Origin of the sequence: Rickettsiella massiliensis 20B (assembly GCF_000257395.1) — a bacterium.
Lineage (GTDB): Bacteria > Pseudomonadota > Gammaproteobacteria > Diplorickettsiales > Diplorickettsiaceae > Diplorickettsia > Diplorickettsia massiliensis.
This window is the reverse complement of record NZ_AJGC01000001.1, coordinates 720,683-733,839: the sequence shown is the minus strand read 5'-3', so window position 1 is coordinate 733,839 and position 13,157 is coordinate 720,683. Positions and strand designations below refer to the sequence as shown.

Annotated in this window: 11 protein-coding genes and 2 pseudogenes; 4 read left to right on the top strand and 9 right to left on the bottom strand. The window is 34.9% G+C overall.

Annotated features, from left to right (window positions below; translation table 11 throughout):
* Positions 1 to 195: 195 nt before the first annotated feature.
* From S3O_RS13750 to manD, 4 genes and pseudogenes are all read left to right on the top strand, one after another.
* Positions 196 to 1,200 carry a sugar porter family MFS transporter gene (locus S3O_RS13750; RefSeq protein ID WP_010597838.1) on the top strand — a complete coding sequence of 335 codons (1,005 nt, stop codon included), beginning with the start codon at positions 196 to 198 and terminating at the stop codon, positions 1,198 to 1,200.
* A complete protein-coding gene (locus tag S3O_RS19540) occupies positions 1,170 to 1,502 on the top strand; it encodes an MFS transporter (RefSeq protein WP_010597837.1) in 333 nt (110 codons plus the stop codon). The genes S3O_RS13750 and S3O_RS19540 overlap by 31 nt, the downstream gene beginning before the upstream one ends.
* Before the next feature lie 70 nt (positions 1,503 to 1,572).
* Positions 1,573 to 2,364 carry an SDR family NAD(P)-dependent oxidoreductase gene (locus S3O_RS0104310; protein ID WP_010597836.1) on the top strand — a complete coding sequence of 264 codons (792 nt, stop codon included), beginning with the start codon at positions 1,573 to 1,575 and terminating at the stop codon, positions 2,362 to 2,364.
* A gap of 96 nt (positions 2,365 to 2,460) precedes the next feature.
* Positions 2,461 to 3,655 (top strand): annotated as a pseudogene (manD, locus tag S3O_RS13745) (D-mannonate dehydratase ManD).
* Between the two features lie 205 nt (positions 3,656 to 3,860).
* Here the strand turns inward: manD and S3O_RS20360 are convergent.
* From S3O_RS20360 to htpG, 9 genes and pseudogenes are all read right to left on the bottom strand, one after another.
* Positions 3,861 to 4,130 (bottom strand): ankyrin repeat domain-containing protein, encoded by a 270-nt coding sequence (locus S3O_RS20360; protein WP_408005661.1) that lies wholly within the window; start codon positions 4,128 to 4,130, stop codon positions 3,861 to 3,863.
* Positions 4,112 to 4,369: an ankyrin repeat domain-containing protein gene (locus S3O_RS11325; RefSeq protein WP_083827644.1), complete on the bottom strand. Its 258-nt coding sequence runs from the start codon at positions 4,367 to 4,369 to the stop codon at positions 4,112 to 4,114. Before S3O_RS11325 ends, S3O_RS20360 begins: the two co-directional genes overlap by 19 nt.
* The gene (locus S3O_RS16350) at positions 4,366 to 4,704 is read right to left on the bottom strand and encodes an ankyrin repeat domain-containing protein (protein WP_083827643.1); all 339 of its coding nucleotides are present in this window, start codon (positions 4,702 to 4,704) and stop codon (positions 4,366 to 4,368) included. The genes S3O_RS11325 and S3O_RS16350 overlap by 4 nt, the downstream gene beginning before the upstream one ends.
* A complete protein-coding gene (locus S3O_RS0104285; RefSeq protein WP_010597833.1) occupies positions 4,637 to 5,254 on the bottom strand; it encodes an ankyrin repeat domain-containing protein in 618 nt (205 codons plus the stop codon). The genes S3O_RS16350 and S3O_RS0104285 overlap by 68 nt, the downstream gene beginning before the upstream one ends.
* Before the next feature lie 78 nt (positions 5,255 to 5,332).
* Positions 5,333 to 6,193 carry a C2 family cysteine protease gene (locus S3O_RS0104280; protein WP_010597832.1) on the bottom strand — a complete coding sequence of 287 codons (861 nt, stop codon included), beginning with the start codon at positions 6,191 to 6,193 and terminating at the stop codon, positions 5,333 to 5,335.
* The gene (locus S3O_RS0104275) at positions 6,180 to 6,530 is read right to left on the bottom strand and encodes a hypothetical protein (protein ID WP_010597831.1); all 351 of its coding nucleotides are present in this window, start codon (positions 6,528 to 6,530) and stop codon (positions 6,180 to 6,182) included. Before S3O_RS0104275 ends, S3O_RS0104280 begins: the two co-directional genes overlap by 14 nt.
* A gap of 629 nt (positions 6,531 to 7,159) precedes the next feature.
* Positions 7,160 to 9,640, bottom strand: a complete 2,481-nt coding sequence (locus tag S3O_RS0104270; RefSeq protein WP_029463642.1) for a hypothetical protein — start codon at positions 9,638 to 9,640, stop codon at positions 7,160 to 7,162.
* 89 nt (positions 9,641 to 9,729) lie between these two features.
* On the bottom strand, positions 9,730 to 10,704 hold the full coding sequence (locus tag S3O_RS0104265) for a hypothetical protein (RefSeq protein ID WP_029463641.1): 975 nt from the start codon (positions 10,702 to 10,704) through the stop codon (positions 9,730 to 9,732).
* Positions 10,705 to 10,974: 270 nt separating this feature from the next.
* Positions 10,975 to 12,850 (bottom strand): annotated as a pseudogene (gene htpG / locus S3O_RS13740) (molecular chaperone HtpG).
* Positions 12,851 to 13,157 lie beyond the last annotated feature (307 nt).

Genomic DNA, 13,157 nt, shown 5'->3' with positions numbered 1-13,157 from the left:
AAATTAAATCATGTGATCGATCAGGACGATATAAAGCATGTTTGTTCAAAAATGAAGATTAAATGAAGTAAGCAGGTATACTCACAACCGATTTTATGAGTCAAGGATTTAGGTTGTCTTGTACACTTTTGTTTTGCTTTTCAAGTGGATCAAGGTAAAGTAGACACTTATGCTATTCAAAAAAGAGTCTTTATTATGGTTAAGCGATGGCATTCGCGTTGGTTAGTTTATACCATTTCCGTATTTGCTGCTTTAGCTGGATTATTGTTTGGTTATGATACAGGTATTATTTCTGGTGCAATTTTATTCATAAAAAAAGATTTTTCTTTATCGCCTTTTCAAGAAGAGCTCGTTATTAGTGCGGTCTTGTTTGGGGCATTGATTGGTTCCGCACTCAGTGGTCGGGTGATTGATCTATTTGGACGGCGTAAAGTGCTCCAATTTACAGCAGTGACGTTTATTATTGGGTCGTTGGCCACGGCTTATGCAGCGAACGTGTACATATTAATTATTGGCCGAATTATATTAGGTGTCGCCATTGGTGTGGGTTCTTTTACCGCACCTTTATATTTGGCTGAAATTGCCCCGCAAAAAATTCGTGGAATGTTGGTTTCGCTCAACCAATTAGCCATTACGGTCGGAATTCTTTCCTCTTATTTGGTCAATTACTATTTTGCAGCGCAGGGTCGATGGTCATGGATGCTCGGTTTAGGCGTTGTTCCGGCAACGATTTTATTAGTCGGTACTTTTTTTCTCCCAGAGAGTCCTCGTTGGATATTGCTCAAAGGTTGGGAAGAAAAAGCACGCCACGTGTTACAACGAATTCGGGTCGGAAATAATATCGAAGAAGAATTCAATGAGATTAAACAAACGGTAGAGATGGAAAAAGGAACACATCGTTTACTTTTTGCAAAATGGGTTCGTCCTATTTTGATTATTAGCTTAGGCTTAAGCTTTTTTCAACAAGTCACAGGGATTAATACTATTATTTATTATGCACCCACTATTTTGCAATTGGCCGGTTTTCAGCAAGCTGGCGGGGCGATTTTAGCCACCATTGGAATTGGTGTGGTCAATGTTCTGTTTACGATTATTGCTTTAACTGCATTAGGCTTTGCTTTCCACCTATCCCTCATCTTGTGGTATTACGTTGGGTCGCTGTGGCGAGCATGGTTGTTTATATTGCTAGTTTTGCGATGAGTTTGGGCCCAATTATGTGGCTGATTATTTCAGAAATTTTTCCTTTAAATATACGTGGTGTAGGCGCCAGTTTGGCGATTGCGGTGAGTTGGGCATTTAATATGTTTGTGGCGCTGACTTTTCTCAGCTTAATTCAAGCGATTGGACCAGGCCATACTTTTTGGCTTTATGCCTCTTTATGTATTTTAGGTGGGTTTTTCGTTTATTTTCTGGTGCCTGAAACGAAAAACTGCTCCTTGGAGCATATCGAACAAAATCTTCGTGCGGGTCGGCCGAGTCGTGAGCTGGGTAATCCATCTTAGATTGAATCGCTTAAAAACGACGGCGTGCAATAAAACATTTTTGGTTTGAAATAGAAGTAAGGAATCCCTGATGCTTAAAAATAAAGTTATTTTAATTACCGGTTCAACCAATGGAATTGGTCGTGCGGCAGCAAAACGGTGTGTCGAACAAGGTGCACGAGTGATGGTTCATGGCCGTCAGGAGGATCGAGCGCAAGCACTGGTCGCCGAATTGGGCGAACAATCGGCGCATTATGTTATTGCAGATCTGGAAAATGATCAGGAAGCACCGAATGCATTAGTTGCAGCGACCGTCAGTAAGTGGGGTCGATTGGATGGTTTAGTGAATAATGCGGGTATTTATCCGCGTAATACCATAGATAGTGTTGATGTTGAATTATACCAAAAAATTATGCAGGTCAATTTTCATGTACCCTTGTTGATTTGTAAGGCCGCAATGAAACCTTTTCGGCAACAGGGTCGTGGGGCAATTGTTAATATTGGTTCTATGAATGCGTATTGTGGGCAAACCGATTTATTAATTTATTCTTGCTCAAAAGGCGCATTAATGACCATGACTCGCAATTTGGCGGATAGTTTGGGGCCTGAACAAGTACGGGTGAATCAACTTAATGTCGGTTGGACCGCTACTGAAAATGAAATGGCGCTCAAACGTAGCGAAGGATTACCGGATAATTGGCAGGAAAAAATTCCAAAAGTGTACGCGCCGAGTGGCCGCTTACTTTCTCCAGAGAATGTGGCTGAGCACATTGTCTTTTGGTTATCAGATCGTTCTGCTCCAGTCAGTGGAGCGGTATACGAAGTGGAGCAATATCCGATTATTGGGCGAAATCGCTTAAACGATCTCGTGATTAATGAGTAAGTTTGCGGTTTCATATGTTGCGTGACCACGCGGGCGGGTGTTCCTTAAATGCAGAGTCGAACGATAAAACAGTATAAAGAAATATATGAGGTGTTTATGAAGATTCAAGAGGCCAAAGTTTTTGTAAGTTGTCCAGATCGAAACTTTGTCACACTCAAAATTATAACGGATGGAGGTGTCTATGGAGTGGGTGATGGAACATTAAATGGACGAGAATTAGCCGTTAAAGCTTATCTTGAAGATTTAATTCCTTGTTTAATTGGTCGAGATCCGGCACAAATTGAAGATATTTGGCAGTATTTTTATCGTGGTGCTTATTGGCGGCGCGGACCAGTGACGATGGCTGCTATCGCAGCGATTGATATGGCTTTGTGGGATATTAAAGGTAAAGTCTTAAATACACCGGTATACAATCTTTTAGGCGGTAAAAGTCGTCGCGGAGTGATGGTGTATGGCCATGCAAATGGGAAAGATATTGCCGATACGGTTGAGCAAGTCGGCAAATACATTGATTGGGGCTATTTAGCCGGGTGTTCCGGGATTGCCCGATGCGTATGGAATTTCAGCAAAAGATAAACTTTATTATGAGCCGGCGACAAAGGGCTTACCACACGAATGTCAATGGTCGACTGAAAAATATCTCAATTATGTCCCGAAATTGTTTAAAACCTTACGCGAAACCTACGGAGACGAGCCACATTTTCTACATGATGCGCATCATCGTTTAACCCCGATTGAAGCTGCACGTTTAGGTAAGGAACTGGAGCCTTATCACTTATTCTGGTTAGAAGACACCGTGCCTGCTGAACTTCAAGAAGGGTTTCGTATTATCCGACAGCATACCACGACGCCTTTAGCTGTAGGCGAAGTATTTAATACGATTTGGGATACGCATATTTTATTTACGGAACAACTCATCGATTATATTCGGATGTCTGTTGTCCATGGGGGAGGCTTAACCCATCTTAAAAAAATAGCTTCTTTTGCCGAGTTATATCATGTCAAAACCGGTTGCCATGGTCCAACCGATGTTTCACCAATTACGATGGCTGCGGCGTTGCATTTTGATATTGCCGTGAATAACTTTGGGGTTCAAGAGTACATGCGTCATACGGAAAAAACCAATGAAGTGTTCCCGCATGATTACTATTTTGAAAAAGGTTATCTGTATCCGAGTGAAAAACCAGGCTTGGGTATTGATTTTGATGAAAAGCACGCTGCAAAATATCCTTATGAACGTGCCTATTTACCGATTAATCGTAAGCTAGATGGTACTTTATTTAATTGGTAATTTGTATTTCGTAAAATATTCATCGAAAAAGACGCCATTTAATGGCGTCTTTTTTATATTTATAACATGGAAAATTTCTTTAAAAAATTTTAATTAAAGATAAAAAGCCATTTCTGTGCATATTAGATAAGAAAGTAGTTTTATTTTCTCGTCAAAAGTTTATTTTATTCAATTTTATATCTGATTATGCGCTGTGGTATATGCGTTATTTTATACTTAACAGGTCAATAATTTCTTTCCTCGAAAAGTTTATGGCTATATCTAAAGGTGTCTTCCCCTCCCAATTCTTTGCTTTTACGTTTGCACCCTGTTTAATAAGAAACGTAATCACGTTTGAATCGTTTCCGCGCGCTGCATAATGCAATGCGGTCCATTGGCATTCTGTTTTTGCTTCGAGTTGGGCACCTTGATTTAAGCACTTCTGTATTTCATCAATATTTTTTTGCTCAGCGGCATTTAAAAAGTGGGTATTGATAAGATATTGAATAATTTCTTGATCTTTTTATCGTTTTTTGCCATTTCTAACGGTGTTTCTTTATTATAATTAGTTTTAGCATCAAGATCAGCGCCGTTTTCAACTAAATATTCAACAATAGCTAAATTATTCGTTGCAACCGCACGATGTAAGATAGACCAGCCGTCTTTTTCTCGAGCATTGATATTCGCTCCTTGCTCAACTAAATAATTCATAACTGAAAATTGATTTCCCCTCACCGCAACATAAAGGGCAGTTTGCTGCGCATTATTTTTAGCATGGGTTGTTTTACTTTTTCTAAGTTACCCTTCTCAGCATTTTCTAAGAGTCGATTATCACGCTGCACTTGTAATTGCAAAACCGCATTCTCTAAATAGGCAATAATTTCTTGATCTTTTTTATCATTTTTTGCCATCTCTAACGGTGTTTCTTTATTATAATTGGTTCTGGCATGAAGGTCGGCGCCATTTTCGACTAAATATTGAACGATGGATAACTTATTTGTTTCAACCGCGCGATGTAAAATAGACCAACCGTCTTTCTCTCGAGCATTGATATTCGCCCCCTTGCTCAACTAAATATTTCACTACTGAAAAATGATTTTTTTTTACCGCAGTATAAAGAGCAGTTTGTTGTTGGATGTTTTTTGTTTCAATATAGGCATACTTTAATTCAGTGAGTAATTTTATTTTTTTTAAATCACCTTTTTCAACCGCTTCCAGTAGGCTTTTTTCATCTAGAAAATAATTGACGAGTTCTATATAGTTTTTATTTTTAGCTCTATCAAACGGAGTCTTTTTATCATTATTTTTAGCAAAACTATCCGCTCCTTTTTCTATTAAATAACGAGCCATACTTAAGTGATTACTTTCCACTGCACGATGTAAGATAGACAAATTATCTTTTTCTTTTGCTTGAATATCAGCACCTTGTTCAATTAAATATTTTAAGATGGCAAATTGATTATTTTTTGCAGCAATATAAAGGGCAGTTTGTTGGTTTTCATTTTTAGTATTGAGATCAGCGCCAAGTTCAATCAGTTGCTTTACCTTTCCTAAGTTTCCTTTTTCGATTGCTTTGAGCAGAGTATCAGGTATATCTGCTTCTATTTTGCTATCAGACATTTTTTTATTCCTTGTGTTAACCAGTAAATTATTTATTTTAGGTAAGTGGCTATAAACTAAATAGACAACTGACTCTTATTAATTTTGTATGGGATTTAGATTCGCAATCTCTTTTAAGTAAACAGGTACTTTTTCATTTAAATAAAGAGTACTTATTTTAGGTATATCACGAATATAGAATTCATAAGGCATCCAGAAGGTTGTTTTTTTAAATCTATCGACTTCAAACAACTCTTTTTGTATTGCATTAGGAATGATCTCCCAATCTTTAGAAGATTCTGGAGAAAAAGGGCCCGTATAATTGGCTACATTCCATGGATTATGGAGGCGAACTAATTTAAATCCAGACCATTCTGCGGCATCAATTAGGCTATAAGCATGTGATTTTACGAGTAAATGGGTGATAGGTCCCGTTCCTTGATACGTCGTTGATTTTCTGTTTTGAAAAATATAGAGAAAATAATCCTTCCATACACAATTTTTATTCTTTTCATTTATATTAAGATTCGAACTTGATTCTATTCCTAAGTAATCTTCTATTCCGCCACTTAACTTTAGATAACCACCTGCTAGCTTAGCAAAGGCTTTTTCAATTAAAAAATACCAAAATTCTGTAGTATTTTGCATAGCGGAATAATTTTCATGGGGAATTTGATCGTCAATTAAAAGATAACGGACTTCTGGGTCAACGATTAAGCGAATTGAATAAATACCTAGCGGGTTATAGACAGCCGGATAAATCATCGAAAACAAAAGATTATGGGCCTGAGGATGTAAAGTAAGTGAACCGATTACGGCAACAAAACCGCAGTTTGCGAGCTGTTTTTGCCCCATATCTGTAATAGTTGGACTATTTAGCGGATTACCTGGATGAATACGATTTGTATCATCTGAGCGCATTGAAAATAAAGTCGAATTTTCTATATCAACGATATGCATTTTCGGGGATTTTTACACCTGTTTTTCCGTCTTCCCAGATAGAGGGTGGAAACGTATCATCCTCAATAAAAAGATCCTTTTCTATCGCTTGATTCATTAAGGCAATGATGGGGTCTTTCTTATAAAGTCCATTCTTATCGGGTTCATAATTTTGTAAAATGTCATTGTATTCTGATAAGTTTATCTTTTTGGATGGGTTGCTATGTAATGCTTTTTGTATATTAACTTGAGCATATTTTTCTCTTCCTAGACCAGCTTGATCTCTATCAGGGGATTTTGGCCAGGTTGTGATGTCTTCTGTGAGAATGGGTTTATCTTTGAAAAGAGGCGTAGCCATATTAATTAAATTCCTTCTCTTTAGCTAATTGTCACTAATCCTTTTAAATTAGCACACTATTATCAGTAAAATTGATAATAACAATATTTTGTATTGTTTGAATCAACGCATAATAATATTATTTAGATTCCTTGATTATTCGTAAATTTTGATTATTAAGTATTACTTCAGTTTTATTTTAATAATGCTCAATACAATCAAAATCAGCGAATAAAGAGGCGGATAAAAAAAATTAATCTAATCGATTTAGATCGAATTTTAATTTTGAAAAAATAGCCAAGGTTAATAGAAAATACTATTTATTTGAATTAGATATCAACATATGAATCTATTTTTTTAATTTTTATCTACTGTAATTGAGTCATTCAATATTTTTTTAGTATTTTTTATTAAATATGCTATGTATTTAAATATAAATTTATGATATTGATAATAAATTATTTATTTTATTGCTATTTATTATTTTGACTGGCTTTAATTTTTCCTAACTAAAGCAAATTATTCGATAAAGATTAAAAATTTCACAGATCTTTATTTGTTCATCTTCTCATCTAGTGTGTTGATCACATATCCTTTTAAATCAACACGTATAGTATTTTTTATATTTATTTATGATAATGCTACATTTCTTACCTTGAAAGACGACTTATCGTTGACTGTTGGGTATTTTTCTGGTGCAGGTAACTATAATCATTAAAAATATTGGAAAGTTTTGTATAAAAATCTTTAGTACGCTCAGATCTAAACCATGAAGAACTATTAGTTTTTCGATAAACTATGTCATATAGTTGATTAAGTTTTTTCTCATCAGTTAAATCAGAAACTAACAATTTTCTCATTTCTTGGATACCTGCAGGGATTTTTTTTGATAAAAAAGATACTCCTTGTCTATCCCAATCATTATGATTAATAAATTTTTTTATATTTGATAAGGTTTTATTTAATAAAGAATCATTTATTTCTGAGTTTAGTAAATTTTTAATATTAGAATTATCAGATAAAGTCCATTCACTTATTTGACTAGACATCAGATCATTGATCTTGTACAACTCTCTTTTTTCAAGCGCTGCTCTAATATAAGAAAATTCTTGTTTACCGAGCGGAAGAATTTTTTCTAAATTATCAATATTTTCAACGAGTCTATGCAGCTTTTTTTCTAGATGATTTAAAATGGTCTGACATTGCTCTAAATTAAGAGAGTAAAGAAAAACTTTCAAATCGTTGTCATTTTCAATGAGTGTTGATAACTGTTTTTCTAGATAATTTAAAACAATTTGACACTTATTTTTATTAAGATTAGAAAAAACAGTGTTTAAATTATATGGGCTTTGAATGAGTATTGGTAACTGTTTTTTTACATTATCTAAAATAATATTACATTGATCTATATCAAGACAGGAAAGAGTCTTCCCTAAATCATCGGCACTTTTAATGATAGCGGGTGAATTTTCTTTTATACTCTGTAAAACGAGCTGACATTGTTCTAAATCAAGAAATTGAAAAACTTTATTAAAATCGTCAGCATTTTGAATGATAGCGGATAAATTTTCTTTTATACTCTGTAAAACGAGCTGACATTGGTCTAAATCAAGAAATTGAAGAACTTTTATAAAGCGGTCAGTATTTTGAATGATAGCGGATAACTTTTCTTTTACACTCTGTAAAACGAGCTGACATTTATCTAAATCAAGAAATTTAAGAACTTTTATAAAGCTGTCAGCATTTTGAATGATAGCGGGTAACTTTTCTTTTAAACTCTGTAAAACGAGCTGACATTGGTCTAAATCAAGAAATTGAAGAACTTTTATAAGGTCGCTAGCATTTTGAATGATAGCGGGTAAATTTTCTTTTACACTATCGAAAACGCTCTGACGTTTGTCTAAATCAAGAAATTGAAGAACTTTATTAAAATCGTCAGCATTTTGAATGATAGTGGGTAACTTTTCTTTTACATTCTGTAAAACGCTCTGACATTGGTCTAAATCAAGAGAGTAAAGAACTTTATTAAGATCGCCGGCATTTTTAATGATAGCGGGTAAATTTTCTTTTTTACTATCAAAAACCATCTGACGTTTGTCTAAATCAAGAAAGTAAAGAACTTTATTAAAATCGTCAGCATTTTGAATGATAGCGGGTAACTTTTCTTTTATACTATCGAAAACGCTCTGACGTTTGTCTAAATCAAGAAATTGAAGAACTTTATTAAAATCGTCAGCATTTTGAATGATAGCGGGTAACTTTTCTTTTACACTATAGAAAACGCTCTGACGTTTGTCTAAATTAAGAGGGTAAATAACTTTATTAAAATCGTCAGCATTTTTAATGATAGCGAGTAAATTTTCTTTTTTACTATCGAAAACCATCTGACGTTTTTCTAAATCAAGAGAGTAAAGAACTTTATTAAAATCGTCAGCATTTTGAATGATAGCGGGTAACTTTTCTTTTAAACTCTGTAAAACGAGCTGACATTGGTCTAAATCAAGAAATTGAAGAACTTTTATAAAGCCGCGAGCATTTTGAATGATAGCGGGTAACTTTTCTTTTAAACTCTGTAAAACGAGCTGACATTGGTCTAAATCAAGAAATTGAAGAGCTTTTATAAAGCCGTCAGCATTTTGAATGATAGCAGGTAACTTTTCTTTTACATTCTGTAAAATGCTCTGACATTGGTCTAAATCAAGAGAGTAAAGAACTTTATTAAGATCGTCGGCATTTTTAATGATAGCGGGTAAATTTTCTTTTAATAATTCGTATATAACTGCACGCTGTTCAATGGAAATAAAAATAAAAAAAGATTTAATTTTTTCTGATGAATTAAGTAATTTTTGACAAATAATATTTTTAATTTTATATAATATCGTGCGAAGTACGTCGTTATTAACGTTTATTGAAAGAATGAAAAGATCGTCGACACTCTTAAGTACCTTTAGGAACTTTTCTGGAGTTTGATCTAAAGATAAAATAACATCTACTTCTTCAGCATTAATACCTTGTAATAACTCTATTAATTCTGAAGTATTATTAAATTTTAAATCGACATTTAGATTATGTACTATTTTTTTAGTAATCCCTCTCTTTTCTTCTCCATAATATTTACCTTTATTTACCAAATATTCAATATTATTTTTTGATTTTTCATACTCTTTTATAGTTTCTTGAATACAAATTTCTTTTTGATTTTCTGTTATATTAATGTTGATTAATTGATCATAATGTTTTTTATCGTATTCTCAAGTACAGATCTACGCGTTGCTAAACAAGTATTTATTATATTTTGATGATTTCTATTTCTATTTTGATTAACGCTGGAATCAGGGCTTGCTAACTTTAGTAGTTCATTAATTTCGTTTAATACTTCAGAAGGTAAGTTTTTACGAATTTCAATAGATAATTGTGACCAGTAATGATTGAAATTTATGATAGCCCCATAGATGCCTTCCCCTGCATGCATTTCTTGACCTATTCCTAGCTTGCTATTAAAGAGTAGTTCTTGATTGAGTTTATTAAGTTGTCCAAGTAATGTATCTTGATCATTTACAAAAGTTTGATATTGAGTTTTTAAATAGAAAATATGCTTAGTTTCTGAAGAATGATTCGCAAGAATAGTTAGATCTTCTTCTTTTAGATTAATTTTTTCCTCTTCATCCTTGTCCACGTCGTAATAAAAATTATTAAATATATTATTAGGTTGAAGTATTTCTTCTTTAAAAAGAAATGAAATAGGTATCAGAAAAGTAGCATCTTGATTTAGAACATATGTTTTAATGATTTGACGTATATCTAATTCATCTAGGTTTGGATATTTAGATGGATCTAAGCTATCTAAATTGATATTAGGCATTAAAATAGCAATCACTGAAGTGTTTTTTATCTTAGCAACCTCTTCTGCTATAGAGCATAAAAGGAGTGTTATTTCGTGTGTTGGTAAAGCGGTATAAGATAATAGGTTTCCTTTGACTAAACTCCAGTTTTCAGTGAGAAATAATGAAAAATGGTCAGCGAGCGCTGAGCGATTTTCTTTATTTTGATTGATAATATTAGTTAATTTTTCTGTTACTCTGTGGATATAGTTTAGAATCAATTGTTGTTTTATCGGAGTCGGAGATTGATTCTCTGCTGGTGAATAAGTTGACTGAATAGTATTTATAGTTTGTTCTATGCTTTTAATTTTCATAAAAATCTTATTTATATATTATTATCCAATAATATAACAGATCTTTTTAAGAAAAAGTTAACTTGTCTTATTGATTGATTCACTGATAGTTGAAGAGAAAAATATTTGTTTTTTATTTGTTTAGTCGATGCTTTGTTCTAAAAAGCCAGGAAATTTTATATGCTATTTGATTTGATCGAATTGCTTCTGCAGCGTACGGCACTTAGATTGTATAGATATTTTAAAAAAAGACGAACGACTTGATGCCGTTCGTCTTCTGTTCAGAAGTATTTAACTTAATAAATGATTCAGTCGTTTAACAAACGCTGCGGGATCTTCCAGGTGACCGCCTTCTGCTAAAATAGATTGTTCTAGGAATAAATTGGCCCACTCGGCTAAGCGCACGTCATCTTGTTCGTGCTTCAGAGCCTGGACTAAACGATGTTGTGCATTGAGCTCTAATATCGGTTTAGAAATCGGTACAGTTTGTCCTGTGGCTTGTAAAATACGTTGCATATGACTACTTAACGCATTTTCTTCATTTACAATACAAGCCGGCGAATCCGTCAGACGTTTTGAAATCCGTACTTCTTTTACTTTATCCCCTAAAATTTCTTTTATTTGTCTTAAAAGTGGCTCAAGGTTAGCGATTTCCTCTTTTTGCTGAGCTTCGTCTTCTTGAGCGAGGCCGCTAATATCTGCATCTTTCGCAACAGATTGTAGTGTTTTCCCCTCAAACTCAGTTAAATAACTCACAAGCCACTCATCGATGCGGTCATGGAGGAGGAGGACCTCGATATTATTTTTTCGGAAAATTTCTAAATGTGGACTATGGCTAGCCGCTGCATAATTTTCCGCAGTAATATAATAAATTTTGTCTTGTTCCGGTTTCATCCGTTCCACATAAGCGGCTAAACTGACGGTCGGTTCGGGAGAATTTGAGTGAGTGGAAGCAAAACGCAGGAGTTTAGCGAGCGCTTCACGGTGCGTCTTTAAGCACGTTACCAAAGGCTTTCCAGAACTTTTGATACGTTTCTGGTTTTTCTTGTGCCAGGTTCGCTAACAGATCCAAAACACGCTTTATGACAGCAGTGCGGATATTGTCAACTAATTTATTATCTTGCAGGATTTCTCGAGAAACATTGAGTGGTAAATCATTGCTATCGACAATTCCTTTTACAAAACGCAAGTAGCGCGGTAAAAATTGTTCAGCATCATCCATAATAAACACACGTCGTACATAAAGCTTCAATCCACGTGGTTTATCATAATTCCACAGATCAAACGGGGCCTCTTCAGGAATATATAAGAGTGTCGTGTATTCTTGTTTACCTTCGACTTTATTATGCGTCCAAACCAGTGGATTTTTAAAATCATGGGCAATATGCTGGTAGAAAGTTTGATACTCTTCGTCTTTAATCTGGTTTTTAGGTAACGTCCAAAGTGCGGTGGCTTTATTAATTACTTCCCAACGCAGTGACGGAGTTATTTCTGTATCGGAGTCGGAACCTTCTTTTTTTTCCTTTTTTGCATGTAAATGGGTAAAGAAATGTGATTCAGAGTATTTGAGGATAATGTTGCGGAGTTGCCAATCTTCAAGAAACGTTTCTTCTCCTTCTTTAAGTTCTAAAATAATCTCAGTTCCGCGTTCGGCTTTTTCTAGGGGGCTAATTGTATACTCACCATCACCCATCGATTCCCAGCATACCCCTTCTTGTGCCGGTACACCTGCCGCACGGGTATTGACCGTTACTTTTTGGGCAACCATAAATGAGGAATAGAAACCCACACCAAATTGACCGATTAATTGACTATCTTTTGCTTTATCACCGGTTAACTGCGACAAAAATTCTTTTGTTCCCGATTTAGCAATGGTTCCAAGATGCGCAATACACTCTTCGCGACGCATGCCAATCCCATTATCCGTAAAAATCAGCCGACGATTCGGTTTATCAATGGTAATTCGAAGTTTTAATTCACTGTCCCCTTCATAGAGTTCAGGTTGTTCCAACGCTTGGAAACGGAGCCGGTCCACCGCATCAGAGGCATTAGAAATCAATTCACGGATGAAAATCTCTTTGTTACTATAAAGAGAGTGAATCATTAACTGTAATAGTTGTTTGACTTCCGCTTGGAAGCCGCACGTTTGTTTTTCGGTAACGCTCATAAAGGGATACTCCAATCAAGACGAGACTACAGATTTTTTTAGCCGGTCGACCCGGTAACTCTCTAGCAATATGAGGCTAAAATCGCTTATTTCAAGAGGGTTATTCAGGCAAATGTGTGTCGCTCTATCCCAGAACAGGTGACCACCTTGTGTGCTCATAAAATGATTTTTATCAAAAGTATTTGAAAATAGACGATAATCCTTCAGTTGGGTCAGAGATCGCTTTGTCTCGATTAGACTGGCTTGTCTGCGCCAAACTTGATTTTATAGCGTGACTTTTTCCCTATTTTGTTATTAGGACCAGCAG